Source organism: Brucella tritici, from assembly GCF_008932295.1.
Taxonomy (GTDB): Bacteria; Pseudomonadota; Alphaproteobacteria; order Rhizobiales; family Rhizobiaceae; genus Brucella; species Brucella tritici.
This window is the reverse complement of record NZ_WBWA01000006.1, coordinates 56,981-82,691: the sequence shown is the minus strand read 5'-3', so window position 1 is coordinate 82,691 and position 25,711 is coordinate 56,981. Positions and strand designations below refer to the sequence as shown.

Below are 25,711 nucleotides of genomic sequence, written 5' to 3'. Positions count from 1 at the left end.
ATGACTTTTGGGCAATAAACTGTCCGCGACTAATCGATTGAGTTGTGTGGAAAGCTGTAGAACGAACACTGAAAAGCCGTTTTTGCACCGATAACAGTGCATGAACGTTTAGATATGCCCCTCATTTGTTGCTTATCGGGCGGGTGATTATTACAATCTTTTCAAAGATGCCCGTCCCGCAGGTGCGATTCGATGCCCAGAGTTAGCCCGCGAATTGGCATTGGAAAGGATATGGATGGCACCCGAAACGACCCTCAGGCAAGTCTTGGAACGGCTGGAAAAGGCACTCAATACGCTTGAACAAGCGGTCGATCTGCGGCTGGACAAGGAAGGCGACTTCGCCGAGGCCGAGGAGGAGGTGCAGCGTATGAATGCGGATCGCAGCCGTCTCGCCCAGGAACTCGATCAGTCGGAAGCGCGCGCCGAGCGGCTGGAAGCCGCAAATCGCGAAGTTTCGCGCCGCCTTGTGACAGCGATGGAGACAATCCGCGCCGTTCTGGACCGATAGGAGGCTACCATAGCGACCGTAACCGTTACCATCGATGGCAAAGCCTACCGCATGGCTTGCGACGAAGGACAGGAAGCGCACCTGTCCGGGCTTGCCGACCGTTTCGATCAATATGTCACGCATCTCAAAACGTCCTTCGGGGAGATCGGCGATCTGCGTCTGACGGTCATGGCCGGGATCATGGTGATGGACGAGATGGCCGAGATGCAGAAACGCATCAACGGTCTGGAGAGCGAAGTCGAAACTCTGCGCCGTGCACGGGATGAAGCGCTTGGTCGCGCCGATAGCAACGACGCTGCCCTGACCGGCATGCTTTCGGATGTAGCATCGCGCATCGAGCAGGTGGCATCGCGCATTGCGCCGCGGAACAGCTGATCCTAGTCCAGATTTTTCTGAAAAGTTTTCCTGTTAAGCCGGTGCAAGCCACTGGCGTTCCCATCGGGCAGGTACTATATTGGCCTGTGGCGAACTGCGCTTCCCGACAGGTGTAACAGCATCCCCGGGGCCTTATTGATCTCTAAGGGAGCTGTCCCTGTGAAGGCTTGCGGGCTTTCGCATATGGCGCCCACCTACTTTGTAGGTTCCCGGGATCAATCACTACCATCGGTCGTCGTGGTCGCCGCTTTCTTTTCCTCTGGCTGTCGCAGGATAGCTATGAGCTTGATCTAGCGGGCAATTTGTTCGTAAACATGCGCAAAACTCCAACGATTTGCGCATCTTGATGAAATCCCCTGAAACAGTATCCCCCGATTCATCGGAAAGACTGGCCGTCGCGATACCCATCGCTTTCGTCTACGGTCTTCTGCTTTATGTCATGATCTGGTCGGGCCAATATGTGGATGAGATGCCCGTCATTGCTGGCCTGATGCTGTTGCCGATGGCAGTCGCCAGCCTTGCTTCCAGCCTTTCCGACCCGCGTGCGCAAAAAAGCCTGTGGCGGCATGTGCGTATGGGATGGGCCATCATCGCCGGGCTTGTCGTCACCAGCATGATACTTTTCCATGAAGCCGGAATTTGCGTGGCCATGGCCGCTCCGTTCTTCATGGTGTTCTCGGCGCTCGGTTCGACGGTGACCCTATGGATCATCCGGCAGTTTCGTTCGCGACGCAGCACGACGCTGGTGATTGCGCTGCCGCTGTTCGTTCTGCCAGCCGAACTACAGATGTCCTACACCCCGCAAGATGGTGCTGTGACCACGGTGATCGAGATTGCCGCGCCGCCGCAAGTGGTCTGGCAGCAGACGGTTGAAATCCGCAATGTGCGCCCGGACGAGCTGTCCTGGACATTCAGCCATGGCATGCTTGGCGTGCCGCAGCCCGTGGATGCAAGGTTGAGCGGCACTGGCGTTGGAGCGGTGCGGGACTTGCAGTGGACGCATGGCGTCAATTTTCAGGAAATTGTCACGCAATGGGAAGAGAACCGGCTGCTGGCGTGGGATTTCCGCTTTGGTCCCGACTCTATACCGCCTGAGGTGGAAGCGCATATCAAGGTCGACAGCAGCTATCTGAAGCTTGCGCAGGGTGATTATCGCCTTGAACCGGTGGCGAATGGTCATACACGCCTGACGCTGACGACCCATTATCAGATCGCCACGCCGATTGATTTCTATTGTGATCTGTGGGGCAAACTGTTCCTGAACGACTTCCATGGCGTTGTTTTGAAGGTCATACGCGACCGTTCAGAGAAGATCGCGCAAGGGGCAGGCGCGATCACTTGACGGATTGGCTCTTTGCGGTTCCACTACATGATGCAACGTGGCATCAGGGAGTGGCTTGGAATGACAGCAACGGAGCGTAGCCCTGGACTGGAAAAGCAGGAACTTAGACGCAAGATTCTGGCGGTCCGCGATGCTCTTGATCCGCGCTTTCACTACGAGGCTTCTCTGGCGGCCGCGAACAAGGGCGAGGCGGCAATCGATGTGCCCAAAGGCACGTTAATCGCTGGCTATTGGCCGATCCGTTCCGAGATTGATCCGCGCCCATTATTATCGGCATTTCGCGCCAAGGGCGCGCGACTTTGTCTCCCCGTCGTTCTGGATAGGGAAACGATAGCCTTTCGCGAATATCTGCCCGATGCCAGATTGCGTCAGACGGGTTTCGGCACGATGGGACCGGGAGAAGATGCACCGGTGGTCGATCCGGCGATCATGCTGATGCCGCTCGCAGGCTTCGACCGGCGCGGGCATCGGCTTGGCTATGGTGCAGGACATTATGACCGCGCGCTGGCGCGTTTCACGGAGCGCGGCCTGCAGCCGCTTCTGATCGGCATGGCCTTCGACTGTCAGGAAGTTGAGCGCGTGCCCGATGAGCCGCACGATATCGCTCTCGATCAGATCCTGACCGAGAGCGGCTTGCGTTCGCTTGGCGCAGGTTTATAAGGCATTCTCATGAGATTGCTTTTTCTTGGTGATATGGTGGGCCGGTCGGGCCGCACCGCGGTATATGAAAAACTGCCGGGGCTGATTTCCGATCTGAAGCTGGACTTCGTAATCGTCAACGGCGAAAACGCCGCGGGCGGTTTTGGCATTACGGAAGAGATTTTCCACGATACCATTCGTGCGGGCGCCGACGTCGTGACGACCGGCAACCACGTATGGGATCAGCGCGAGGCACTGGATTTCTCCAAGCGCGAAGACCGTTTTCTGCGCCCGGCAAACTTCCCGAAAGGCACGGCCGGAAAAGGCGAGGGGCTTTATATCGCCAAAAACGGCGCCCGGGTTCTGGTATCGAACGTCATGGGCCGGGTGTTCATGCATCCCGATCTTGATGATCCGTTTATCGCGGCCGAGAAAATTCTGGAAGCCTGTCCGCTTGGCGAGCAGGCCGATGCTGTGTTCTTCGATTTCCATGCTGAAGCGACGAGCGAAAAGCAGTGTTTCGGTCATTTTGTCGACGGTCGCGCCAGCGCTGTTGTCGGAACGCACACGCATGTCCCGACCGCCGATTGCCAGATTTTGCGGAATGGTACGGCCTATATGTCCGATGCCGGCATGTGCGGTGATTACGATTCCTCGCTCGGCATGGACAAGGAAGAGCCGCTCAATCGTTTCCTGTCGAAAGTGCCGAAAGGGCGTTTCGAGGCGGCGAATGGCCCGGCCACCGTCTGCGGCGTGGGCATAGAGATTTCGGATCGCACGGGGCTTGCAGAAAAGGCCGCCCCCTTGCGCATCGGTGCGCATCTGGAAGAAACCATTCCGGCATTCTGGCGATAACGTCTTATTTTAGCTCGAAGTATGATGTTATCTACAATCGAGTGGCTATTTTGAACTGGCAGCTTTCTGCCGGTTGAACGGGCTTTTCGCGTTCCTATCTCCTTGCAACGAGTTTTTCGCAAGGGGACGCCACTCAATGGATTTTTTTTACCGAGTATCTGGGATTTCTTTCGACCCCCGCCGGCTGGGCCGCGCTGGTTACGCTGGTGACGATGGAAGTCGTCCTCGGTATCGACAATCTGATCTTCATCTCGATCCTCACCAACAAGCTTCCCGCCTCACAGCAAGCTCGCGCTCGTCGCCTCGGGATCGGAGCGGCGCTCATTCTGCGTCTGGCGCTTCTTTTCACCATCTCGATCATCGTCCAGCTCAAGGCCCCGATTTTCGAGGCGTTCGGCCATGGCTTTTCCTGGCGTGACATCATCCTGATTGCTGGCGGCCTGTTTCTTGTCTGGAAGGCGACCAAGGAAATCCACCACACGGTTGATCCCGAGGATGGCAAGGAAAATATCGGTGGCAAGGCGGTTCAGCTCACCATGGGCGCTGCCATCGTGCAGATTCTGATTCTCGATCTGGTCTTCTCGGTCGATTCGATCATCACCGCTGTCGGCATGACTGATGAGATCGCCATTATGGTCATTGCCGTCGTCGCAGCTGTTACCGTCATGCTGCTTGCAGCCGACCCGCTGTCACGGTTCATCGCGGCGAACCCGACCATTGTTATGCTGGCGCTGGGCTTCCTGCTGATGATCGGCATGACGCTGATCGCTGATGGTTTCGGCTTCCACGTCCCGAAGGGCTACATCTACGCTGCGATGGGCTTTTCGGCGCTGGTCGAAGCGCTCAACATGCTGGCGCGGCGAAAGCGCAAGAATCAGTAACAAAAAGCAATATGCAACAAGGCCATCCGTCTCATCCTGAGACGGATGGCCTTGTTATTTTAACGCCGTGAAACTGGTCCGTCGTGGCAATTCCCGTGCAGAGGTTTGACCACTCGCAACGCTCGCAGGCTTTGCGTAATGTGCCTTCTGCGAAAGCGGCGCGCATTAAGGCAAGCCGCTCTGCGTCGAGCCCGAAACGGTTCTGCGTAGCAAGGCGCTGGCCGATCAGGTCGCCTACGGCCTCCAATGCCAGCCGGTCGCGCTCGCGAACACTTGCTTGGTAACAATGGCAATCGCCCCCGCAGAGCAGGGGCGCGCAAATGTCGTCCGGGCCATCGACGAGAAGAATATCTTCTCCCTCGCTCAGCCGCCCGGCAATCCTGTCGTAGTTTTCGACGAAAGCCGGGCTGTAGCCTTTGCCGACATAAGTCAGCATGCAAAGGAGGTGATGGCCGCGCAGGCGTATGGTCACCTGTTTGATCAGGCCTTGCCGTCGCGGGCGATGGCCTTGAGGATCGCAGCACCAAGGGCCGACTTGACAAGGGCGCCGACGAGGAACGGCGTCACGCCGAAGGCAATGGCCTTTTCAACGCCGATGATGCTGGACAGCCAGACTGCGCCAAGAGCAAGACAGACCACATTGGCGATAAGGAACGAAACGAAGGCGAAGCCGACACGGTTACCATTCCAGCCGCGTTCGGCCAGATAGCCTGTCATTGCGGCGATGATCGGGAAGGATACGAGATAGCCTGCGGTCGGGCCTGCAAAATGCGGAAGACCGCCAGCGCCGCCAGCCAGAACCGGAAGGCCGAGCATGGCTTCGCCGAGCCAGGCCAGAACCGTGGCCATGCCAAGACGCCAGCCATAGAGTGCGCCGATCAGCGGGACGATCAGGGTCTGCAGCGTGATCGGAACCGGAATCATCGGAACTTCGATCTGCGACGAGATGGCGAGAACCAGCGTGCCAAGCGCAACGGCCGCAAGGCGCATCGCAGGGGAGCGGGATTCCAGATTGAGCGGGCTGAAGGATGGGCGCGTCTGGGTGATGGTTGTCATAGCTTCCTCAAATTATAGATAAAATTGAGATTCGATCTATATCTTCTTAAAGCTCCTGACGATAAACGCAAGAGGCGGTACAAACAGAACGGCGCGTAGCTGTGGGAGCCGCGCGCAGAGACCCTGTTGTGCAGATGAAAATCTGCACGAGTGACCAGAATGGCGACGATGAAAAAGAGGTGCTTATCTGTGAAAGCGCCTGATCAACCGACAATCGCAAACGAATCGCGAGTCTTGCCCGATGCGGTCTTGACCGGACGGTGTCCGATCCATTGTACATGACGAGCGAGGATGGTCACTGCGCTCTCGACATCGTTCTGGCGCAGCGCCTGCAATATGGCGCGATGGTCGTGATCGGTGCGGGTTTCCCATTCCGACCGCCAGGTCGCGAAGAGAAACCGGGCGCTGGCAGCATGAAGATCGTCGATGGCTGCAAGCAGGCGCGGCATCTTGCATGGTTCGAGGATGAGCCGATGGAAGCGGCGATTGGCGTCTTCCCAGCTTCTGACATCGCGTGACTTGTCGCCTTCCAGTGTGGCCTGTTCGGCGGCATCGAGCGTTGCCTGCGTGATGTGCGGGGCTGCATGGCGCAGCGCCAGAACTTCCAGAGCGGCCCGCATCTCTGCCACTTCCCTGATCTCGCCGATGTCGAATGATGCGACCCGGACGCCGCGCCGGGGTTCGGAAACGGCAAGCCCTTGAGCCTCCAGTCGCCGGAATGCTTCGCGCACCGGCACATGGCTGGTCTCGAATTCTTCGGCAATGTGATCCTGTCGCAGTTTCATGCCGGGTTCTATCTCGCCCGCAATGATGCGGTCGGCAAGAATGCGGCTGATACGGGCTGCGATGGTTTCGCTGGGAGTGTTCTGGGCGGGCTGAATCATGAATTTATAGATAATCTGCTTTGCCTGACGGGTCGAGCAATATTGCTTTTATTGACAGAGATTCGAGGGAGACGGCGCTTTTGCTGGACGAATGGGCCTGAATTCCTTATAACGCCGCCATTCTGCACGGAAAGCACTGTGGCCCAACCTGTGGCCCTTCTCTGCTTGATCTCTGTTTCATGCGTGACGCTTTCTCCGTGCACAGCATTTTAAACAGAACAGGGGTGCCATGGCCGGCCATTCACAGTTTAAGAATATCATGCACCGCAAGGGCCGTCAGGATGCGGTGCGGTCGAAAATGTTTTCCAAGCTCGGACGCGAAATCACCGTCGCTGCCAAGCAGGGTCTGCCTGACCCGACAATGAACCCGCGCCTGCGTCTGGCGATCCAGAACGCCAAGGCGCAGTCCATGCCGAAGGACAATATCGAGCGCGCCATCAAGAAGGCGGCCGGTAATGACGGCGAAAATTATGATGAAGTGCGCTACGAGGGCCGTGGCCCCGGCGGCGTATCGGTCATCGTGGAAGCGCTGACGGACAATCGCAATCGTACTGCATCGAATGTGCGCGCAGCCTTTACGAAATCGGGCGGTGCACTGGGCGAAACCGGTTCGGTGTCCTTCATGTTCGACCGCGTCGGCGAAATCGTCTACAAGGCGTCCGTTGGCGATGCCGACAAGGTCATGGAAGCAGCCATCGAAGCTGGCGCTGACGATGTGCAGTCTGGTGAAGAAGAACACGTCATCATCTGCGCGTTCGAAGATATCGGCGAAGTGTCGAAGGCTTTGGAAGCCGCTCTGGGTGAAGCCGAATCGATCAAGACGATCTGGAAGCCGCAGACCAATACTGAGCTGGACGAGGAAAAGGCGCGTTCGGTTCTCAAGCTTCTCAACGTGCTCGAAGACGATGACGACGTGCAGAACGTCTACACGAACTTCGAAGTCAGCGACGAAGTGATGGAAAAGCTGAGCGCCTGATCGGCCACTCCAGGCTTACTTATAAAAATCCCGGTTTTGACCGGGATTTTTTGTGTCCTGATGATGCGAATTTTGGGCAATAAAAAACCCCGCCAGAGCGGGGCTTTTCAACCAGATGCAATATCGGATTAGATGCCGAGATTGCCGAAACGGTTCTTGAACTTCGTAACGCGACCACCGCGATCAAGCAGGGTCTGCGAACCGCCCGTCCAGGCCGGATGGGTGGTCGGGTCGATATCGAGGTTCATCGTATCGCCTTCCTTGCCCCAGGTCGAGCGGGTCATGTATTCGGTGCCATCGGTCATCACGACCTTGATGGTGTGGTAGTCGGGATGGATATTGGCTTTCATCTTCTCAATCCTGAAAGTCTGGGGTGAAAAGCGCAGCCTTGACTATCGAAACTGCGGCACTTTCGCCCAATGGCAGATATGAAGACCCATTACCTATAGGCAACGGCTTCCAAAAGGGTTGGCGAGCCTATACATCAGGCGCACGGCAATAACAAGGGCGCAAACACAAGAATGGCCGACCGGGATACTGAAATTGATATGAATCACGAATTGACTGCAGAAGAAAGTCGCAAACGCCGCTCGCTGAAGCCGTTGAAGAGGATGATGCCGTTTCTGGCACCCTATAGGGTCCTGGTTGCAGGGGCACTCTTTTCGCTGGTGCTGGCCGCTGTAACGACCCTTGCCGTGCCTGTTGCGCTGCGTCGCATGATCGATCATGGCTTTACGGGTTCGAATGCAATCTTCGTCAATAATTACTTCGGCATGCTCGTGTTGCTGGCGCTCATCCTCGCGCTGGCGTCGGGTCTGCGCTATTTCTTCGTGATTTCGCTCGGCGAGCGGGTGGTTGCCGATCTGCGCAATGCGGTCTTCTCCCATGTGACGGCGCTCTCACCGGAATTCTTCGATCGGTCGCAGTCCGGTGAAATCGTTTCGCGCCTGTCGTCCGACACGACGCAGATCAAGTCCGTGGTGGGCGCTACGGCCTCTGTCGCGCTGCGCAACATGATTCTGGGTATCGGCGCACTGGCGATGATGGTTGTCACGAGCCCGAAGCTTTCTGCGCTGGTCATTGCCGCCATTCCGATCATCGTTGTGCCCCTCATTGCCTTTGGACGCTCGGTGCGTCGCCGTTCCCGTATGACGCAGGACATGCTGGCGAAGGCCAATGCCTATGCCAGTGAACAGATTGGCGCGATGCGTACGCTGCAGGCCTTCACCAATGAGAACATGGTGGTCGGGCGTTTCGGCGGCGCGGTGGAAAAAGCCTTCCAGGCAGCGCGTTCCTCCATTCAGGCGCGCGCAATCCTGACTGCCTTTGCAATTTTCCTGATCTTCTCCAGCATTGTTGCAGTGCTCTGGTTCGGTTCGCGTGATGTGCTGGCCGGCACGATGTCTGCCGGTACACTCGGACAGTTCGTGCTTTACGCGGTGTTTGCAGGCAGTTCCTTCGGTGCCTTGTCGGAAGTGGGTGGGGAACTGGCGCAGGCGGCGGGTGCGACAGAGCGGCTCGTCGAAATTCTGGACGAACAGCCGGATATTGCCGCGCCTTTGAAGCCTGTTGCCATGCCGGTGCCACCACGCGGCGAGATTGTGTTTGATTCCGTGCATTTCTCCTATCCAACGCGACCGGATGCGCCGTCGCTCAACGGTATCAGCTTCACCGTGAAGCCCGGTGAAACCGTTGCGATTGTCGGCCCCTCGGGTGCGGGCAAGAGCACGATCTTCGCGCTTGTCATGCGCTATTACGATCCGCAGTCAGGCAAGATACTGATCGACGACGTGGCTTTGCCTGACGCCGATCCGCAAGCCGTTCGCGCGCGCATCTCAACCGTGCCGCAGGACGTCGCGATTTTCGCTACCAGCGTGCGGGAAAACATCGCCTTCGGTAGACCCGGAGCCAGCGACGAGGAGATTGTGGCAGCGGCAAAGGCAGCCCTTGCGCATGATTTCATCATGGCGCTCGACAAGGGCTATGATACGGAAGTGGGTGAACGCGGTGTGACGCTTTCGGGCGGCCAGCGCCAGCGCATCGCCATTGCGCGAGCAATCCTGCGGGCAGCCCCCATCCTTCTTCTTGACGAAGCGACATCGGCGCTGGATGCCGAAAGTGAGATGCTGGTGCAAAAGGCTCTGGACAGCCTTATGGCTGATCGCACGACGCTTGTCGTCGCGCACCGTCTCGCGACGGTGCTCAAGGCCGACCGCATTCTCGTGCTCGACCATGGCCATATTGTCGAAGAAGGCACACATCAAAGCCTTGTCGAAAAGGGCGGTATCTATGCCCGTCTTGCCAAGCTGCAATTCGAGGCAGGTGCTGGAGCGTTCGCTGCGAAGTGAAACAGGAGGGCTTTGCCCTCCCGTCATTTCTTCCTAGCGTTCGGTCAGCTTCAACTCGATGCGCCGGTTCTTGGATCGGGCATCGGGTGTGTCGGAGGCGTCAAGCGGCTGATATTCCCCGAAACCTGCTGCGACGAGCCGGTTGGCGGGGACGCCATTGGCGATCAGGAATTTGACCACTGCGGTTGCGCGAGCTGATGAAAGCTCCCAGTTGTCGCGGAAGCGTCCCGTGCCAGTCAGAGGCACATTATCCGTGTGACCGTCGACACGCAGTACCCAGTTGATGTCATCCGGGATTTCCTGATTGAGCTGGATCACCGCATCGGCAAGTTTCTTCATCTCGTCCTGACCGGCCGGATTGATATCCGCCGAACCCGTTGGGAAAAGAACTTCCGACTGGAAAACGAAGCGGTCGCCGACAATACGGATATTCTCCTTGTCCGACAGGATTTCGCGCAGGCGTCCGAAAAAGTCGGAACGATAGCGGTTCAGCTCCTGCACGCGCTGCGCCAATGCCACATTCAGGCGGCGCCCGAGATCGGCGATCTTGGCGTTCGATTCACGGTCGCGACTTTCAGAAGCGTTGAGCGCATCTTCAAGTGCAGCGATCTGGCGGCGAAGCGCTGAAATCTGCTGGTTCAGCAGTTCCACCTGACTGAGCGCGCGGGCGCTGACCTGCTTTTCGGCATCAAGGCTTTCGGACAGTTCACCGGCACGTTTTTCGGCTGCGGCACCTGCGCCACTGCCTTCGCTCAAAAGGCTTTGCAGACGCGAACGCTCACTTTCCGCGCTGGACAGCGAAGCCTGCAGATTGGCGATGGTGTCCTGCATGTCCTGCGAATTGCTGCGCTCCAGCGACAGAAGCTGAGTCAATTCCTGTATCTGGCTGTTGAGGCGTGCAAGCACGCTGTCCTTGTTGTTGACCTCGCGGCTGAGCAGGAATTGCGCCAGCACGAAGACGGTGAGCAGGAACATGATTGCGAGCAGCAGCGTCGTCAGGGCATCGACGAAGCCCGGCCAGTAATCGACATGCCTCTGCGAGCGGCGGTTGCGGGCGAGGGACATGGCGGCTTACTCCGCCTTGTCCGAGCGGTCGGATTTGCGGTCGTGCGAACGCTCGCCGATGGCCTTGGTGAGACGGTCGAGCGTCTGGCGGATGGCCTTCTGCTCGTCGGCCTGCTTTTCCACCCAGTCACGCATGATCTGCTGTTCACTGCGCATGTTCTTGACAAGGCCCTGTATGCCTTCGGCAAGATTGGCCAGCGCTGCCGTGGTGCGCTGCGTGGAAGCATCGCCACCATGCAGGTTCTGCAGCCTGTCGGCCAGAACGCGGATTTCTTCAGTGCCGCCATTCTGATCGGCTCCGGTATCCGAACCGAGATCGGTGACTGAAGAAAGCCAGTTTTCCAATTCCGTATAAAAGCGGTTTTGCGCGCGGCCCGCCTGAAGATCGAGGAAGCCAAGGATCAGTGAACCCGAGAGGCCGAACAGCGATGACGAGAAAGCCGTGCCCATGCCGGAAAGCGGCGCCTGCAAGCCTGCCTTCAGCGCATCGAGAACGTCGCCGGTACCGCCGGAATTCGGATCAAGTGTCTGAATGGTGCGCCCGATGGAACCAACCGTTTCCAGAAGGCCCCAGAACGTGCCGAGAAGACCGAGAAAGACCAAAAGTCCGATCAGATAGCGCGATATATCCCGGCTTTCATCGAGGCGTGTTGCGATGGAATCGAGGATCGAACGCATGGATGCAGTGGAAAGCGCCATCGACTGGCGGCGGCCGATCAGGGCGCGCATGGGTGCGAGCAGGACAGGCGGGCGTGTGGTGCCTTCACGGTCGCCGTCGCGGAATGAGTTGACCCAGCGGATCTCGGGGAGAAGGCGCAGGACCTGTCCGAAGGCCAGCAGGATGCCGACTAGTAGAACACCAAGAATAAGACCGTTGAGACCGGGATTGGTAACGAAGAACGTATGAATCTGCCGCATCAGAATTGCAGCCAGGAATGCTACAATAATAAGGAAGATCGCCATGGTGAGAATGACAATACGCGGGCTCGACAGGCGGTAGGGGTCATAATCGCGTCCCTCGTCCAGACGGTCCCGGGAAACTCTCAAATCGCTCATGCGTTGCGCTCCATGGCTTTGTCCATATTGGGGTCCATATCGGGAGCCTACTGCATTCCGAGCGGTAGTGGAATCCGCCTACACGGAAAATCCGGAGGCTTTGTGCCTATGTGTAGCGATAAATAACGGCAATACTGCCCATGGGCACCGTTCTCTTCGAGACAAGAATCTGCCTTCGTTTTTGCTAACGTTTATCGATTGGCCGCGGACGGTTTAAATCTGCATCGGCGTGGTGAATATTGTTTAGTATTACTGATTTAATTTTTAACTTTGTTGCTGCCAATTAATAAATAAATGGTTGCGATTTTAAGAAACGGAAGTTGATATAATATATTTGTGCTTCACTTAAATAAATGGAGGGCATTATGTTTTGGTTGAGAATTGTTGGTCAAATATTTGAAGCTGTTGGTAAGGCGCTGCAATATATTAGCGGATAATAGTTTTTATTTGAGTTGCAAGAGAGGCCGAGCACTTAAACGCTCGGCCTCAATGTCTATTCGGACATCAGAATTTCTGCCAACGTGTTAGTATTTCAGATCGGCTTCTTGATTGTCTTAAGAAGTGCGCCGTGAATGGCTTCGTTGCCAGCAATGATCGTCTGGTTGCTGAACATATCCTGTCCGCCGTTTTTGTCCGAGACAAAGCCGCCAGCCTCGCGAACCATCAGGATGCCCGCGCCGATATCCCACGGATGCATGCCATCTTCCCAGAAACCATCCAGACGACCGCCTGCAACATAGGCGAGGTCGAGTGCAATGGCGCCCATGCGGCGAATGCCTGCGGTTTCGGCCATGACATTGCGCAGTTCGACCAGATAATGGCCGTGATGGCCGCGACCCAGATGAGGGATGCCGGTGCCGATGACGGAATCAACCAGCTTGTTGCGCGATGCGACGCGCAGGCGACGGTCATTGAGGAATGCGCCGCCGCCGCGTTCTGCGGTGTAAAGCTCGTCCATGGCCGGATTGTAGATCACGCCGGCGACGATCTGTCCCTGACGCTCGAGAGCGATGGAGACTGCGAAAACCGGAATGCCGTGCAGGAAATTCGTGGTGCCGTCGAGAGGGTCGACCAGCCAGCGATGCTGTCCGTCCTTGGATTCAACCTCGCCGGATTCTTCCATCAGGAAGCCGTAATCCGGGCGGGCGCGGCTCAATTCCGTATAGACGATCTGTTCGGCGCGGCGGTCTGCCTGGCTGACATAGTCGCCTGGGCCCTTAAGAGAAACCTGGAGATTCTGGACTTCACCAAAATCACGAGCGAGGCTGCGGCCGGCCTTCATAGCGGCCTGTACCATAACGTTGAGAAGGGCTGAGCGGGCCATTTCATTGTCCTTGTAAGCACGATCCCGAAGCGTGGATTTTGAAGGGGATCAAGCAGTTAATCATAAACAGAAGGTCGAACATCCAGCCAGAAACATGTTTGGCGGACAGTCGGGGAATTGAGCGATCTGAGAAAGAACGGTCGCAATCTTTGCGACATGGATTATGCAGCGCCCTATACGGGGCGCCGCAGATCTCGTTTTTCGTATTAAGCGCGGCTGACGTAGGTCAGTTCGTTGGTATCAACGATCACGCGTTCGCCTGATGCGATGAACGGCGGAACGAGGATACGGATACCGTTTTCAAGCACAGCCGGCTTGTAGGAAGATGCAGCGGTCTGGCCCTTGACGACCGGATCAGCTTCCGTGATGGCAAGCGTGACCTGATCCGGCAGGCGGATGCCGATCGGCTTTTCTTCGTAAAGTTCGACCGTGACCATCATGCCGTCCTGCAGGAAAGCAGCGCGGTCGCCGACGAAATCCTTGGCCAGCTCAAGCTGTTCGTAGGATTCGGTGTCCATGAAGATCAGCGCTTCGCCCTGTTCGTAGAGGAACGAGAAATCCTTCTGCTCCAGACGAACGCGCTCCACGGTTTCAGCAGCGCGAAAACGTTCGTTGAGCTTGGTGCCGTTGATGAGGTTCTTCAGTTCGACCTGATTATAGGCGCCGCCCTTGCCAGGCTTGACGGCGTTGGTCTTGACCGCAACCCACAGGCCGCCAGCATGTTCGATGACATTGCCGGGGCGGATTTCGTTACCATTGATCTTCATGAGCTTGATCCGGAATGAAAATGTGAAACCATGTGCGGTCCGGTGCATGACGACGAAAAGGCAACCGTCCGGTTTTGTTCCGGAGATTGCGCACCTGCCTTATACTCGAACCACGATAATCGGCGTCTCAAGACCATAAAAAGGCGCTTGGCGCAAGCCTGAGCACGAAAAGAGAGCCGGTCGGGCCAGAAAATTCGCCCAAAAATCAGCGAACGCGCAGATTGTTGGCGGTTTCTATGGCCTGCTTGATCTGGTCGTCCGCCAGTCCGTCCATCATGTCGTTGAGGTCCGGCGAACGAAAACCGGCGCGTTGGGCAACAATATACCAGGCCGCAGCCTTGACGAGATCGCCTTCGGTGCCGATGCCGTCGCGATAGAGACGGGCAAGCCAGGCCTGCGCCATCACCATGCCGCGCTGGGCACCAAGACGCATCCAGCCGAAACCCTGTTCATAGTCGCGGTCGCCGCCGCGCCCCTCGATCAGCCAGCGGCCGAGATCGAACTGCGCCGTATCGTAACCTTGTGCGGCTGCGAGCAGAAGATAGACCCGTGCCTTCTTGTCGTCACGCGGAATGGCAGGCGTACCGTTGGCATAAATCTGGCTGAGCGCATATTGTGCGTCGGCCAGTTTGGCTTCGGCTGCCTTCTCGAACAAGGGGAAGGCGAGGTCGATGCCCGGCTTGCCGGGTGTCTTCACCATCAGCATCTGGCCGTAGTTGAACTGCGCCATGGCATTGCCGCCTTCGGCTGCCTTCTTCATCAGCTCCTCGGCCTTGACCGGGTCCTTCGTGGTGTAGGTGCCCTGAAGCAGAAGTGCCGCATAGCGGAATTGCGCCTCGACAACACCGTTTTTGGCCGCCTTCTCGTACCATTCCGCCGCCAGTTTCTGATTGGCGGGGATACCGAGGCCGCGTGCATAAATCTCTGCGATGAGCGCCTGTGAAGCCGGATCGCCTTTTTCAGCCTGCGGCTTGGCCAGATTGAAAGCGGTCAGATAGAGGCCGCGTTGAAATGCGCCAAATGCCTCGTCCGCGGGCTTGTCGCCGAAACGGCTCGGATCGATGTGGGGCATCGGTTCGGTGGTTGCCGGTTGCGGCAGCATCACCGGCTTGGCTGGCCCGACTGGCTTGTCGGCCTTCTTGTCCTTGTGATTACCCTGCTGGCTCTCCTTCTGACCGTGCTCCGGCTCGCTTGCTGACAGAGCAGGCAGGACCGGCAGCGCGAATGTCAGAATTGCAGCGAGAAGAAGTTTGTTCTTCATAGGCATCGGCAAGACCTTGATGAAGGGATCAGTTTTCAAAGCGTGGCGCGTTCTCATCGAGAAGCCGGTTGGCTTCCGCGACAGCTTTTGCAGGGTCTTCGGCGTCGAAGACCGCCCGACCGAGCGCAACGAAATCCGCGCCGGTTTCGGCTGCGGGGATGATGCTTTCCAGCGTGCTTCCGGCTTGCGCGATGCTGGGAATTTCCACCATCTGCGACCACCATTCGGCCAGCGACAGGTTACGCGGATGGGCGTCCGGCTTGTTATCCGCGCCGATCTTGCCGAAAAAGACATAGTCGGGCTGCAATTCGCCGATCTCCATCGCACCATGGCGGTCACGCAGATTGCCGGTGCCGACAATCATCTTCGGCGTATGTTTTTCGATGGCATCTGCCAGATCGGCAGCTTTGCCTTCGATATGAATGCCGTCTGCCCCGACCCGGCCCGCGATGCGCGTATCATTCAGGATAAGCGCGGCGGCGCCTTTTTCCTGAATGACGGGGATGACTTTTTCGGCCATGGCCTGAAAAGTGGCTTCGTCGAGATCGCCGGTGTCGAGAATGACGCTTGCGACGTCACCGCCCGAGAGCGCAGCCGTCAAAAGCTTTGCAAGAGCCGCGCCGTCGGCAAGCGGAGGCGCAACCAGCACGATGCGGCAGCGTTCGATTTCAGTCTGGTGAGCGGGCGTGTTCATGAGCCAAGCCTAACGGGAAAAACGTGATGGAATTCGGGCAATAGAAGCACTGTGTTTACCGGAAACGGAAACGGCGCTCTATCTATTTGTTTTATCGCATTTATGCGACGCAACCGCGCTTCGGCAAGTATTCATTGGCGAAACACTCTCCGGTTTGCGCCTGTCCGGGCTGGCATAATGTTATCCACTGGAACGAAAGTTGATCGGAACCAACCCGGTTCTGCCGGGATTAACGGGTATATAAGCCACACCAAGACCGGGCACCGAACGCCCCGGCAGAACGTGTGAAACTGTTCCGGTTACCCATCCGGAATGACACGAAGAAGATTGGAAAGCCTCGCAATCCCAAGTGCCGGCGCTTTCCTTCAAAGATAGGCAGGCTGGTAAATGAACATTGCGACCGCTAGAGAAGCGTTGCCCGCACAACCGACGAAAATGCGCGATACGCGTATCGACGTTTTCCGTGCGCTTGCGCTGCTAACGATCTTCATCAACCATGTGCCCGGCACAATCTATGAGCATTTCACGCACAAGAATCTGGGCTTCTCCGATTCGGCTGAGGCTTTCGTGCTCATTTCCGGCATGGCTGTGGCGCTGGCCTATGGATCGAAATTCGCTCCCGGCAATCGCCTGCTCCTGTCGCTGAAGATGTGGCGCCGCGCTGGCGTGCTTTATACAACGCATATCATGACGACCATGGCGACCATCGCCATTTTCGCCTCTGCGGCCATCTTCCTGAAACGTTCGGAACTGCTGACGCAGATCAACATCGCGCCGCTGGTCAAGCATCCGGTCGAGGCGCTGTTCGGCATCGTCACGATGGGCCACCAGCTCGGCTATAACAACATTCTGTCGATGTATGCCGTGATGCTGGTTCTGACCCCGATCCTGCTTCTGCTGGCGCGCATCAGCCTGCCGCTCATGCTCGGTGTTTCCGGCACGGTCTGGTTCCTGTCGGGCCTCTATCACGTTGCGCCGGTCAACTATCCGACCGAAGGCGTCTGGTTCCTCAATCCGCTGTCGTGGCAGTTCCTGTTCGCGATCGGTATTGCGGGCGTGATGCATGTACGTCGCGGTGGTGAACTGCCGAAGCATCCGCTGCTGATAGGCCTTGCCGTCGGCTATCTCGTGCTGGCGCTGGCATGGGTGCGCATCCCGCTCTGGGGTATCGATGCATCGATGGGCATGCCAATGGTCCTCACCGGCTTCGACAAGACCTTCCTGTCTGGCCCGCGCCTGCTGCATGTACTGGCGATTGCCTATCTCATCGCTGTTGTGCCGACGCTGAACAACATTGCCCGGACTGCGCCAGATAATCCGCTGGCGATTCTCGGCAAGCATTCCTTGCCGGTCTTTATTGCCGGGACGTTGCTGGCAATGGTCGCACAGGTGATGAAGCTCGTTAATCCTGGTGGCCTGCCTTATGACACGCTGCTGATTGCAACCGGCATCGTCATGCAGTTCGCGCTGGCCTATTATCTTGAATGGCTGCCAACCATCGGTTGGAGCAAGAAGGGCGCAACCGCTTCGGCAAAAGCCGCTGTTCCCGCTGCCGAGCCTGTCAAGATCCAGGTTGCCTCAAGCTCGAAGCCTGCGATGCAGCGTTATTAACACTCACCACTGATCAGCCGCCCATTCAGGGCGGCTCTTCCTTGAGAGAAAAGCGCCTGTTTGCGCGAGATTATCCACAGTGCTGCGCAGAAATTAACCATTCATTAATCTTAAGAATGTTAAATGGTTTACATCCAGTTCGGCTGGATTCTTACCGGGTGGTTTAGCCACTCTGTTTGACGCCTCCCTGTTAAACTCCTGAGAGCCGCCATCGCGGCTCTTTTTTTATGCGCTTTTTGCTGCGCGTTGAGGAAATATCGATTTTCACATGCAGGCGCGCGGAACGGAATGACTGCCCAATCCGTTCTATTTACAAGCTTTCATCAAAAGCCTCTGAAAATGTTAACCGAATGTTAAACATAAACTTGCGCGACAGTGCATGAAGGTGCAGTTTATCGTGGACTTGTTTAGCGTAGCTGTTCCGTCTCAGCCTCCCCCATGGTCGAACAGCGGTTCAATGGTTTTATTCGTATCCGTCCGGCAAATCCCACTGGACGTATATGGCAACGGAATGGGCCGCCGATACAGGCGGTCATGCAAGGTGGCAGAGCAGTGATTAGCGAACAGGGTCAGATGCCGAGCAATATGATCAGCCTCGCGGAGCGCATGGTCTTCTCGGATTCGTTCAAGCCGATCTACGCCGAAGGCATGGACATGGTCGAGGAAGCTGCGAGCTATCTCGACGGCGAAGGCCGTGAGGATGCGCGCAATCTTTCGCGCGTGGCTGCGACGCTCTATGCCGCCGAATCAATGCGTCTGACGACGCGCCTGATGCAGATTGCTTCCTGGCTGTTGCTCCAGCGCGCAGCACGCAGTGGTGAAATGACCCGCCAGCAGGTTTCCGCCGAAAAGGCCAAGGTGCGTCTTGATACACCGTCGGCGGGCGAAATTGCGCAGGGCTGGTCTGAACTGCCTGCCGCATTCATGGAACTGGTTGAACGTTCCATGCGCCTTCAGGCGCGCGTGCGCCGCATGGATCGCGAAGTTTACGGTGAAGTGGTTTCGCTGCAGGGCGTTCCGCGTGGCAACCCGGTTTCCGAACAGATCGTATTGCTCAAGACCGCTTTCGGCGCTTCATAACAACTGATCATATGCGCCCTTCATGGCGCATGTTTCTCTTTTGTTCACTTTTCTACTGTCAAGTGAATCCGTCTGAGGATAGGGTTCGCTTATGAAAGAAACGATTCGCATCATTGGTATCGATCCGGGCCTGCGCCGTACCGGCTGGGGCATTGTCGAATCGTTGGGCAATTCACTGCATTTCATCGGTTCGGGGACTGTGACCTCGAATGCCGAGATGGATCTCGCATCACGCCTCTGCCAGTTGCATGAAGGGCTTTCCAAAGTCCTGCATGAATATATGCCGCATGAGGCGGCGGTCGAACACACCTTCGTCAACAAGGACGCAACGGCGACGCTCAAGCTTGGTCAGGCGCGCGGCATTGCGTTGCTGGCACCCGCGCAGGCCGGACTGCCGGTTGCCGAATACGCGCCGAATGCCGTGAAGAAGGCTGTAATCGGCGTCGGGCACGGTGAAAAGCAGCAAATCCATATGATGGTGAAGGTCCTGATGCCGCGTGCATCGTTCGATACGAGCGATGCTGCCGATGCGTTGGCTATCGCCATCTGTCATGCGCATCACCGGCAAAGCATCGCAAGTGCGCGCCGGTTGCAACAACTTATCGCGTAGGTGGCCATGATCGGTAAGCTCAAGGGTGTGATCGATGAAATTGCCGAGGATCATGCCGTCATCGACGTCCATGGTGTTGGCTATGTTGCGTTTTGTTCGGCACGGACGCTGGGTAATCTTGGTGGTGCCGGTGAGGCGGCCATCCTGTTTATCGAAACCTATGTTCGCGAGGACATGATCCGCCTTTATGGTTTTGCCAATCAGCTTGAGCGCGAATGGTTCCGCCTGTTGCAGAATGTGCAGGGCGTTGGCGCGAAAGTGGCTCTGGCCGTGCTTGGCACTTTGTCTCCATCAGAACTCGCCAATGCGATCGCATTGCGCGACATCGCCATGGTTTCGCGCGCGCCGGGTGTCGGCAAGAAGGTTGCTGAGCGCATCGTGACCGAACTCAAGAACAAGGCGCCTGCCTTTGCCGGTGATGCGAGCGGCACGATCGGGCTCAAGCAGGAACTTGGCGCGGGCGCTGCTCCGGCGCCGGTTGCCGATGCGGTGTCGGCGCTTTCCAATCTCGGCTATTCGCGTGATCAGGCCGCCAATGCCGTCGCCGCTGCTCTGAAGGAAGCGGGAGAGAATGCCGATTCGGCCAAGCTCATCCGCCTGGGTCTAAAGGAATTGTCGCGGTGATTTACTTGCCTGAGCGATATGTTCATGCGAGGAGGAAGGCATGAGCGACCGCAACCCTCTCATCGATGCCGATAGACGCGTAGACGAAGACAATACGCTGCGCCCGCAGACGCTTGACGATTTTGTCGGCCAAGCGTCTGCGCGCGCCAATCTGAAAGTCTTTATCGAGGCCGCCAAAGTGCGGGGCGAGGCGCTTGACCACGTCCTGTTCGTTGGCCCTCCAGGTCTCGGCAAGACAACGCTGGCGCAGATCATGGCCAAGGAACTGGGCGTCAATTTCCGCTCTACATCCGGCCCGGTCATTGCCAAAGCGGGCGATCTTGCGGCTCTGCTGACCAATCTGGAAGAGCGCGACGTTCTGTTCATCGATGAAATTCATCGCCTGAGCCCGGCTGTGGAAGAAATCCTCTATCCGGCCATGGAGGATTTCCAGCTCGATCTCATCATCGGCGAAGGGCCTGCCGCACGTTCGGTGAAGATTGATCTTGCCAAGTTCACGCTCGTTGCGGCAACGACCCGTCTCGGGCTTTTGACCACGCCGTTGCGGGACCGTTTCGGCATTCCGACACGGCTCAATTTCTATACGGTTGAGGAACTGGAATATATCGTGCGGCGTGGTGCGCGCATCATGCAGATGGGTATTTCGCCGGATGGTGCGCTGGAAGTCGCCCGCCGTTCGCGCGGCACACCGCGTATTGCCGGACGGTTGTTGCGCCGCGTGCGTGATTTCGCGCTGGTTGCAGGAGCCGATGTCATTGATCGCAAGATCGCCGATGAGGCGCTGTCACGTCTTGAAGTGGACAATCGCGGGCTGGATCAGCTTGACCGGCGCTATCTCAATATCATTGCGCGTAATTTCGGCGGTGGTCCGGTCGGTATCGAAACCATCGCTGCCGGTCTGTCAGAGCCGCGTGACGCAATTGAAGACATTATCGAACCCTATCTGATCCAGCAGGGTTTCCTGCAGCGCACGCCGCGCGGTCGCGTTTTGACGGCCATCGCATGGCAGCATCTCGGCTTGCCTGCGCCTGCTGAAATCATCCAGCAGTCGCAATACGGTCTCTTCATGGAAGACGAATGACGGAACGACAGGAACAATTGGCGCAGGCTGCCGTATCGGGCGAACTGAAAGACGGCGCACATCTGCTCTATGCGCGCATTTATTATGCCGATACGGATTTTTCCGGCTTCGTCTATCACGGTCGCTATCTGGAATTCTATGAACGCGGGCGCACGGATTTCCTGCGCCTGCAAGACGTTCATCATATCGAATTGGCCGAAGGCGCGCTCGGGGAAGAAATGGTCTGGGTCGTTCGCCGCATGGAGATTGATTATAAATCTCCTGCGAAGATGGACGACCTTATTCTGATTGAAACCCGCGTCAGCGAAATTCGTGGCGCGCGAGTTATCATGGCGCAGAAGATTACCTGTGGCGAGCGTCTGCTTTCGGAGGCGAAGGTAGAGGCCGTGATGATAACCAAAGAAGGCCATCCGCGCCGCATTCCCGACGAGTGGCGGGAAGCCTTTACCAGCCGCCGCAAGGACTGAGTCCCGATACGGTTCCACAGACTGCCTCCGCTGGAATGCTCTATGCGAAAATCGATGCGCTACCGGCAAATATGCCTATTTGGGCGAATGCTAACGCATCTTTAACCATAATATTCCATTAATCACCCTGACGGAATCGGTGGAGAGGCAGGCATGAAGCGCAGCGCCTTCCTTTCACCAAAATTAACCGTAACAAGCGCGTGATGGATTTAAAGTTGAAATCCGGGAATGGCGGTTGCGGAACGAAGTGTCGACCGCTCGTCGGGCAGGTACGGCTTCAAATGAAAAGCTGCGCAGGTTTGGAGCGTCTGTTTTCAGACGTTGAGTAACGGATTTGCGATACCGCCCGGTCATGTGGCCGGGCGTTTGGATTCGAGGACGGTAGATCGATGGAAAATGTTGCGTTAGCGGCCCCCGCCGCCGATGTTACCCTCTGGGGCCTGTTCATGCAGGCGAACTGGGTCGTCAAGCTGGTTATGCTTGGCCTGCTGTTCGCCTCGATCTGGACCTGGGCTATCATCGTGGACAAGACGATTGCTTACGGACGGGCGCGGCGCGCGATTGATCGCTTCGAGCAGACCTTCTGGTCCGGCCAGTCGCTGGAGGAACTCTATCGCAATCTCGGTGAACGCCGCACCACTGGCATGGCGTCCATCTTCATGGCTGCGATGCGTGAATGGAAGAAATCGTTCGAGAAGGGCGCCCGCTCGCCCATCGGCCTCCAGATGCGCATCGACAAGGCCATGGATGTCGCGCTGGCGCGTGAAAGTGAAAAGCTCGACTCGCGTCTGGGCTTTCTGGCGACCATCGGTTCGGCAGCCCCCTTCATCGGCCTGTTTGGTACGGTTGTCGGTATCATGACCTCGTTCCAGGCAATCGCCGCTTCCAAGAACACCAGTCTTGCCGTTGTGGCGCCAGGTATCGCCGAAGCGCTTCTGGCAACGGCAATCGGTCTTCTCGCCGCTATTCCTGCCGTTATTGCCTATAACAAGCTGTCGGCAGACGCGGGCAAGATCGGTGGGCGGCTGGAAGGCTTTGCGGATGAATTTTCCGCCATACTGTCGCGCCAAATTGATGAGAAGCTGACGCCGCGTAACTAAGCGGCTTCAAGCATCGAGTGTAATTTCAGCCTTCGGGAATCTTGCAATGGGCATGTCGGTAGGAAATCAGGGAATGCAGTCGGGCGGGCGCCGCAGGCGTGGTCGCAGACCAGCATTGATGAGCGAAATCAACGTCACGCCGTTCGTCGACGTTATGCTTGTTCTCCTCATCATCTTCATGGTCTCCGCACCATTGCTGACTGTTGGCGTGCCAATTGATCTGCCCGACACCCAGGCCAAGGCCATGAACGCCGACACGCAGCCGATCACCGTTTCGGTCAATAGCGAAGGCAAGATATTCCTGCAGGAAACTGAAATTCCGATCGAAGAAGTGGTGCCGAAACTCCAGGCCATCGCCAAGACAGGCTATGAAGAGCGCATTTTCGTGCGTGGTGACAAGGCTGCCGATTACGGCACCGTCATGAAAGTCATGGCCCGCATTTCCGCCGCCGGTTTCAAGAATATCGGCCTCGTGACCCTCCAGGAGCAGGATAGCTGACGCCATCATGAAGGCTGGCCTGACATCTTCTGTTGCCTTGCATGCCGTTGCGGTCGCGCTGGCAGTGGTTTCGTTTTCCTCGCCGAAGGCTTTCGACGTGCAGGATTCGGAATCATTTCCGGTCGATATCGTACCGATCGAGTCGATGACGCAAATCCAGCAGGGCGAAAAGACCGCGCCCATGAAGGAAAAGTCGGCTCCCGTGCCGACAACCAAACCGCAGACTGTCCCAAACGCCGAGAATTTTGGCGATCAGGAAATTGATACCCAGACGCCGCCGAAGCCTGACGCAAAGGCGAAGCCAATCGAGGCAGCGGAAGAACCGAAAGCGCAACCGGAACCGGTGAAGAAGCCGGAACCGAAGCCTGATCCGAAACCGGAACAGAAGCCGGAGACGAAGCCGACGCCGGTTCCTGCGACGGAAGTCCAGACCAAGCCGGCAGAAAAGCAGGAAGTGAAGCCTGATCCGGTGGCGGAAGCCATCGAAAAGCAGGCTGAATCGCCCGACGCCCAGACGCCGAAGCTGCCAGACAAGGTTCCCGCGCCGGAAGCCAAGCCGAAGCCGCCACAGGCTCAGACCGCGAAGACGCCGGATCGCAAGCCGACGGAAGAGAAGAAGCCGACGCAGAGTGCTTCGCAAACATCGCAATCGAAGAAAGACGCGATTGCAGATGAGGTTGCAGCCCTTCTGAACAAGCAGAAGGCGGCAGGCGGCGGTGCCAAGCGTTCCACCGATCAGGCATCGCTGGGCGGCAAGAAGAATACTGGCGGCTCCAAGCTCAGCCAGAGTGAAATGGATGCGTTGCGCGGTGCGATTTCCAAATGCTGGAACGTGCCTGCCGGTGTGGCTGACGCGCCGGGACTGGTCGTGACCGTCAAGATGAAGCTGAACCAGGATGGCTCCATTCAGGGCGTTCCTGAAGTAACATCGGGCGGCGGCGGTGATGGTGTTGGTCGTGCAGCAGCCGAGAGCGCCAAGCGCGCTGTCGCACGCTGCGCGCCGTACAATCTGCCAGTCGACAAATATGATTCATGGTCGGAAGTGATCGTCAACTTCGACCCGAGCGATATGTTCTGACCGGGTTTCCGGTCGCCAACCAACTTACTTGCCAAGGACAAAGAGGTCCCAGAAGACATGAAAATCGGCATCATCAATACAAAGATCCGGACGGTCTTTTCGGCTTTCGCGTGTATGATTGCCGCAAGCCTTGTCTGCACCATGCCAGCGCGCGCCGTCGTGGAAATCAACATCAACAAGGGTGTGATCGAGCCGCTGCCGATCGCCATCACCGATTTCCTTTCGGCCGACCAGCTCGGACCGAATATCACCTCGGTCATTGCGGCTGATCTTGAGCGGTCGGGTCTTTTCGCGCCTATCGACAAGGGCGCCTTCATCGAGAAGATCTCCAATCCGGACGCGGCTCCGCGTTTCGAGGACTGGAAGGTCATCAATGCGCAGGCGCTCGTCACCGGCCGCATCACCAAGCAGCCGGATGGCCGCCTCAAGGCTGAGTTCCGCCTGTGGGACACGTTCGGTGGCCAGCAGATGATCGGCCAGCAGTTCTTCACCACGCCGGACAACTGGCGCCGCGTCGCCCACATCATCGCCGATGCGATCTATGAGCGCCTGACCGGTGAAAAGGGCTATTTCGATACGCGCGTCGTTTTCGTCGATGAATCCGGCCCGGCACAGAAGCGCGTGAAGCGTCTGGCCATCATGGATCAGGACGGCGCCAATGTGCGTTACATTTCCGATGGTCGCGCGATTTCGCTGACGCCGCGTTTCTCGCCGAACCGTCAGGAAGTCACCTATATGTCGTTCGAAGGCGGTTCGCCGAAGGTGTATCTGCTGCAACTCGAAACCGGCCAGCGTGAACTCGTCGGCAACTTCCCCGGCATGACCATTGCTCCGCGCTTCTCGCCCGATGGCCAGAAGGTCGTGATGAGCCTGCTTCAGGACGACGGCAGCGCCAATATCTACACGATGGACCTGCGCAATCGTTCGACCACGCGCCTGACCAACAGCCAGGCGATCGATACGAGCGCGTCCTATTCACCGGACGGATCGCAGATTGTCTTCTCATCCGACCGCGGCGGACGTCCGCAGCTCTATGTCATGGGTGCCGATGGCTCCAATCCGCGCCGTATCTCGGCAGGTGATGGCAGCTATTCCACGCCGGTCTGGTCCCCGCGCGGCGATCTCATCGCCTTCACCAAGCAGTCGCAGGGCCAGTTTTCCATCGGTGTGATGAAGACTGACGGTTCGGGCGAACGCCTGCTGACCTCGGGCTTCCACAACGAAGGTCCGACCTGGGCTCCGAACGGTCGCGTTCTGATGTTCTTCCGCAAGGCGGCAGGTGCAGGTGGTCCGAAGCTCTTCACCATCGATCTGACCGGCCGCAACGAGCGCCAGATTCAGACGCCGAACTTCGCGTCCGATCCGGCCTGGTCGCCGCTGCTCGAATAGGCTTTTGCGAAAAGTTACCAAAGTTGAAGGCGCGAAGCTTCGGTTTTGCGCCTTTTTCTTGGATAGAGCGGTTCCGGTTGAACCGGAAACGGGGAATCGCTCTATCTCTTTGTTTTGTCGCATTATCCTCACGCAAAACCG

28 protein-coding genes and 1 other RNA gene are annotated in these 25,711 nt (G+C 57.4%); 19 read left to right on the top strand and 10 right to left on the bottom strand.

Features of this window, described 5'->3' with window-relative positions; genetic code table 11:
- The first annotated feature begins 235 nt into the window (after positions 1-235).
- The 7 genes from F9K91_RS08575 (at position 236) to F9K91_RS08545 (ending at position 4,600) form a co-directional block, all read left to right on the top strand.
- Positions 236-508: a DUF4164 domain-containing protein gene (locus F9K91_RS08575; protein WP_010661399.1), complete on the top strand. Its 273-nt coding sequence runs from the start codon at positions 236-238 to the stop codon at positions 506-508.
- A gap of 9 nt (positions 509-517) precedes the next feature.
- The gene (locus tag F9K91_RS08570; RefSeq protein WP_151556110.1) at positions 518-883 is read left to right on the top strand and encodes a cell division protein ZapA; all 366 of its coding nucleotides are present in this window, start codon (positions 518-520) and stop codon (positions 881-883) included.
- Between the two features lie 88 nt (positions 884-971).
- A non-coding RNA gene (ssrS, locus tag F9K91_RS08565) (6S RNA) lies at positions 972-1,130 on the top strand.
- Between the two features lie 99 nt (positions 1,131-1,229).
- Positions 1,230-2,225 (top strand): SRPBCC family protein, encoded by a 996-nt coding sequence (locus F9K91_RS08560; protein WP_151677665.1) that lies wholly within the window; start codon positions 1,230-1,232, stop codon positions 2,223-2,225.
- A gap of 60 nt (positions 2,226-2,285) precedes the next feature.
- Complete coding sequence (locus F9K91_RS08555) at positions 2,286-2,885, top strand: 5-formyltetrahydrofolate cyclo-ligase (protein WP_151556111.1); 600 nt, start codon at positions 2,286-2,288, stop codon at positions 2,883-2,885.
- A gap of 9 nt (positions 2,886-2,894) precedes the next feature.
- Positions 2,895-3,719: a TIGR00282 family metallophosphoesterase gene (locus tag F9K91_RS08550; RefSeq protein ID WP_010661395.1), complete on the top strand. Its 825-nt coding sequence runs from the start codon at positions 2,895-2,897 to the stop codon at positions 3,717-3,719.
- A 140-nt stretch (positions 3,720-3,859) separates the two neighbouring features.
- Positions 3,860-4,600: a TerC family protein gene (locus F9K91_RS08545; protein WP_151677632.1), complete on the top strand. Its 741-nt coding sequence runs from the start codon at positions 3,860-3,862 to the stop codon at positions 4,598-4,600.
- 31 nt (positions 4,601-4,631) lie between these two features.
- Here F9K91_RS08545 and F9K91_RS08540 read toward each other — a convergent pair whose 3' ends face one another.
- The 3 genes from F9K91_RS08540 to F9K91_RS08530 all read right to left on the bottom strand — a co-directional run bounded on the left by F9K91_RS08540 (position 4,632) and on the right by F9K91_RS08530 (position 6,540).
- Complete coding sequence (locus F9K91_RS08540) at positions 4,632-5,072, bottom strand: DUF1284 domain-containing protein (protein WP_151556114.1); 441 nt, start codon at positions 5,070-5,072, stop codon at positions 4,632-4,634.
- 8 nt (positions 5,073-5,080) lie between these two features.
- A complete protein-coding gene (locus F9K91_RS08535; protein WP_151677631.1) occupies positions 5,081-5,656 on the bottom strand; it encodes a biotin transporter BioY in 576 nt (191 codons plus the stop codon).
- Positions 5,657-5,859: 203 nt separating this feature from the next.
- Positions 5,860-6,540, bottom strand: a complete 681-nt coding sequence (locus tag F9K91_RS08530) for a GntR family transcriptional regulator (protein ID WP_061348025.1) — start codon at positions 6,538-6,540, stop codon at positions 5,860-5,862.
- Between the two features lie 229 nt (positions 6,541-6,769).
- Between F9K91_RS08530 and F9K91_RS08525 the strand changes: the two genes are divergently transcribed.
- Positions 6,770-7,516, top strand: a complete 747-nt coding sequence (locus tag F9K91_RS08525; RefSeq protein WP_151556117.1) for a YebC/PmpR family DNA-binding transcriptional regulator — start codon at positions 6,770-6,772, stop codon at positions 7,514-7,516.
- A 128-nt stretch (positions 7,517-7,644) separates the two neighbouring features.
- Here F9K91_RS08525 and rpmE read toward each other — a convergent pair whose 3' ends face one another.
- On the bottom strand, positions 7,645-7,866 hold the full coding sequence (rpmE, locus tag F9K91_RS08520) for a 50S ribosomal protein L31 (RefSeq protein WP_002964804.1): 222 nt from the start codon (positions 7,864-7,866) through the stop codon (positions 7,645-7,647).
- Between the two features lie 171 nt (positions 7,867-8,037).
- On the opposite strand from rpmE, the gene F9K91_RS08515 reads away from it, so the two are divergent.
- On the top strand, positions 8,038-9,864 hold the full coding sequence (locus F9K91_RS08515; RefSeq protein WP_151677630.1) for an ABC transporter transmembrane domain-containing protein: 1,827 nt from the start codon (positions 8,038-8,040) through the stop codon (positions 9,862-9,864).
- A 33-nt stretch (positions 9,865-9,897) separates the two neighbouring features.
- On the opposite strand, the gene F9K91_RS08510 is transcribed toward F9K91_RS08515, so the two are convergent.
- The 6 genes from F9K91_RS08510 to F9K91_RS08485 form a co-directional block, all read right to left on the bottom strand.
- Positions 9,898-10,929, bottom strand: coding sequence for a peptidoglycan -binding protein (locus tag F9K91_RS08510; protein WP_151556119.1), 1,032 nt, complete (start codon positions 10,927-10,929; stop codon positions 9,898-9,900).
- 6 nt (positions 10,930-10,935) lie between these two features.
- Positions 10,936-11,985 carry a MotA/TolQ/ExbB proton channel family protein gene (locus F9K91_RS08505; RefSeq protein ID WP_151677629.1) on the bottom strand — a complete coding sequence of 350 codons (1,050 nt, stop codon included), beginning with the start codon at positions 11,983-11,985 and terminating at the stop codon, positions 10,936-10,938.
- 532 nt (positions 11,986-12,517) lie between these two features.
- A complete protein-coding gene (locus F9K91_RS08500) occupies positions 12,518-13,309 on the bottom strand; it encodes an inositol monophosphatase family protein (protein WP_151677628.1) in 792 nt (263 codons plus the stop codon).
- Between the two features lie 206 nt (positions 13,310-13,515).
- Positions 13,516-14,076: an elongation factor P gene (gene efp, locus F9K91_RS08495; protein WP_010661385.1), complete on the bottom strand. Its 561-nt coding sequence runs from the start codon at positions 14,074-14,076 to the stop codon at positions 13,516-13,518.
- Positions 14,077-14,281: 205 nt separating this feature from the next.
- A complete protein-coding gene (locus tag F9K91_RS08490; RefSeq protein WP_151677627.1) occupies positions 14,282-15,337 on the bottom strand; it encodes a tetratricopeptide repeat protein in 1,056 nt (351 codons plus the stop codon).
- A gap of 28 nt (positions 15,338-15,365) precedes the next feature.
- A complete protein-coding gene (locus F9K91_RS08485) occupies positions 15,366-16,031 on the bottom strand; it encodes a thiamine phosphate synthase (RefSeq protein WP_151556121.1) in 666 nt (221 codons plus the stop codon).
- Positions 16,032-16,418: 387 nt separating this feature from the next.
- Here F9K91_RS08485 and F9K91_RS08480 point away from each other — a divergent pair, with 387 nt between their 5' ends.
- From F9K91_RS08480 to tolB, 10 genes are all read left to right on the top strand, one after another.
- Positions 16,419-17,642, top strand: a complete 1,224-nt coding sequence (locus F9K91_RS08480; RefSeq protein ID WP_151677626.1) for an OpgC family protein — start codon at positions 16,419-16,421, stop codon at positions 17,640-17,642.
- A 573-nt stretch (positions 17,643-18,215) separates the two neighbouring features.
- Complete coding sequence (gene rcdA, locus F9K91_RS08475) at positions 18,216-18,722, top strand: protease adaptor protein RcdA (RefSeq protein WP_061348087.1); 507 nt, start codon at positions 18,216-18,218, stop codon at positions 18,720-18,722.
- Positions 18,723-18,813: 91 nt separating this feature from the next.
- A complete protein-coding gene (gene ruvC / locus F9K91_RS08470) occupies positions 18,814-19,332 on the top strand; it encodes a crossover junction endodeoxyribonuclease RuvC (RefSeq protein ID WP_010661380.1) in 519 nt (172 codons plus the stop codon).
- 6 nt (positions 19,333-19,338) lie between these two features.
- Positions 19,339-19,956, top strand: coding sequence for a Holliday junction branch migration protein RuvA (gene ruvA, locus F9K91_RS08465; RefSeq protein WP_010661379.1), 618 nt, complete (start codon positions 19,339-19,341; stop codon positions 19,954-19,956).
- Positions 19,957-19,996: 40 nt separating this feature from the next.
- Positions 19,997-21,037, top strand: a complete 1,041-nt coding sequence (gene ruvB / locus F9K91_RS08460; protein ID WP_151556123.1) for a Holliday junction branch migration DNA helicase RuvB — start codon at positions 19,997-19,999, stop codon at positions 21,035-21,037.
- A complete protein-coding gene (locus F9K91_RS08455) occupies positions 21,034-21,504 on the top strand; it encodes a YbgC/FadM family acyl-CoA thioesterase (protein WP_151556124.1) in 471 nt (156 codons plus the stop codon). Before ruvB ends, F9K91_RS08455 begins: the two co-directional genes overlap by 4 nt.
- Before the next feature lie 389 nt (positions 21,505-21,893).
- A complete protein-coding gene (tolQ, locus tag F9K91_RS08450) occupies positions 21,894-22,604 on the top strand; it encodes a protein TolQ (RefSeq protein WP_010661376.1) in 711 nt (236 codons plus the stop codon).
- A gap of 46 nt (positions 22,605-22,650) precedes the next feature.
- Positions 22,651-23,103, top strand: coding sequence for a protein TolR (tolR, locus tag F9K91_RS08445; protein WP_151556125.1), 453 nt, complete (start codon positions 22,651-22,653; stop codon positions 23,101-23,103).
- Positions 23,104-23,110: 7 nt separating this feature from the next.
- Positions 23,111-24,181: a hypothetical protein gene (locus tag F9K91_RS08440; RefSeq protein ID WP_151556126.1), complete on the top strand. Its 1,071-nt coding sequence runs from the start codon at positions 23,111-23,113 to the stop codon at positions 24,179-24,181.
- Between the two features lie 57 nt (positions 24,182-24,238).
- The gene (tolB, locus tag F9K91_RS08435) at positions 24,239-25,570 is read left to right on the top strand and encodes a Tol-Pal system beta propeller repeat protein TolB (protein ID WP_010661373.1); all 1,332 of its coding nucleotides are present in this window, start codon (positions 24,239-24,241) and stop codon (positions 25,568-25,570) included.
- Positions 25,571-25,711: the final 141 nt, after the last annotated feature.

Coding starts and splice junctions, on each gene's coding strand:
- F9K91_RS08530 (WP_061348025.1), bottom strand. CDS start 6,540: ATGATTCAGCCCGCCCAGAACACTCCCAGCGAAACCATCGCAGCCCGT.
- F9K91_RS08500 (WP_151677628.1), bottom strand. CDS start 13,309: ATGGCCCGCTCAGCCCTTCTCAACGTTATGGTACAGGCCGCTATGAAG.
- F9K91_RS08485 (WP_151556121.1), bottom strand. CDS start 16,031: ATGAACACGCCCGCTCACCAGACTGAAATCGAACGCTGCCGCATCGTG.
- tolB (WP_010661373.1), top strand. CDS start 24,239: ATGAAAATCGGCATCATCAATACAAAGATCCGGACGGTCTTTTCGGCT.
- F9K91_RS08550 (WP_010661395.1), top strand. CDS start 2,895: ATGAGATTGCTTTTTCTTGGTGATATGGTGGGCCGGTCGGGCCGCACC.
- tolQ (WP_010661376.1), top strand. CDS start 21,894: ATGGAAAATGTTGCGTTAGCGGCCCCCGCCGCCGATGTTACCCTCTGG.
- ruvC (WP_010661380.1), top strand. CDS start 18,814: ATGAAAGAAACGATTCGCATCATTGGTATCGATCCGGGCCTGCGCCGT.
- F9K91_RS08555 (WP_151556111.1), top strand. CDS start 2,286: ATGACAGCAACGGAGCGTAGCCCTGGACTGGAAAAGCAGGAACTTAGA.
- F9K91_RS08480 (WP_151677626.1), top strand. CDS start 16,419: ATGAACATTGCGACCGCTAGAGAAGCGTTGCCCGCACAACCGACGAAA.
- F9K91_RS08510 (WP_151556119.1), bottom strand. CDS start 10,929: ATGTCCCTCGCCCGCAACCGCCGCTCGCAGAGGCATGTCGATTACTGG.
- F9K91_RS08455 (WP_151556124.1), top strand. CDS start 21,034: ATGACGGAACGACAGGAACAATTGGCGCAGGCTGCCGTATCGGGCGAA.
- ruvB (WP_151556123.1), top strand. CDS start 19,997: ATGAGCGACCGCAACCCTCTCATCGATGCCGATAGACGCGTAGACGAA.
- rpmE (WP_002964804.1), bottom strand. CDS start 7,866: ATGAAAGCCAATATCCATCCCGACTACCACACCATCAAGGTCGTGATG.
- F9K91_RS08560 (WP_151677665.1), top strand. CDS start 1,230: ATGAAATCCCCTGAAACAGTATCCCCCGATTCATCGGAAAGACTGGCC.
- efp (WP_010661385.1), bottom strand. CDS start 14,076: ATGAAGATCAATGGTAACGAAATCCGCCCCGGCAATGTCATCGAACAT.
- rcdA (WP_061348087.1), top strand. CDS start 18,216: ATGCCGAGCAATATGATCAGCCTCGCGGAGCGCATGGTCTTCTCGGAT.
- F9K91_RS08505 (WP_151677629.1), bottom strand. CDS start 11,985: ATGAGCGATTTGAGAGTTTCCCGGGACCGTCTGGACGAGGGACGCGAT.
- ruvA (WP_010661379.1), top strand. CDS start 19,339: ATGATCGGTAAGCTCAAGGGTGTGATCGATGAAATTGCCGAGGATCAT.
- F9K91_RS08575 (WP_010661399.1), top strand. CDS start 236: ATGGCACCCGAAACGACCCTCAGGCAAGTCTTGGAACGGCTGGAAAAG.
- F9K91_RS08490 (WP_151677627.1), bottom strand. CDS start 15,337: ATGAAGAACAAACTTCTTCTCGCTGCAATTCTGACATTCGCGCTGCCG.
- F9K91_RS08440 (WP_151556126.1), top strand. CDS start 23,111: ATGAAGGCTGGCCTGACATCTTCTGTTGCCTTGCATGCCGTTGCGGTC.
- tolR (WP_151556125.1), top strand. CDS start 22,651: ATGGGCATGTCGGTAGGAAATCAGGGAATGCAGTCGGGCGGGCGCCGC.
- F9K91_RS08535 (WP_151677631.1), bottom strand. CDS start 5,656: ATGACAACCATCACCCAGACGCGCCCATCCTTCAGCCCGCTCAATCTG.
- F9K91_RS08515 (WP_151677630.1), top strand. CDS start 8,038: ATGGCCGACCGGGATACTGAAATTGATATGAATCACGAATTGACTGCA.
- F9K91_RS08525 (WP_151556117.1), top strand. CDS start 6,770: ATGGCCGGCCATTCACAGTTTAAGAATATCATGCACCGCAAGGGCCGT.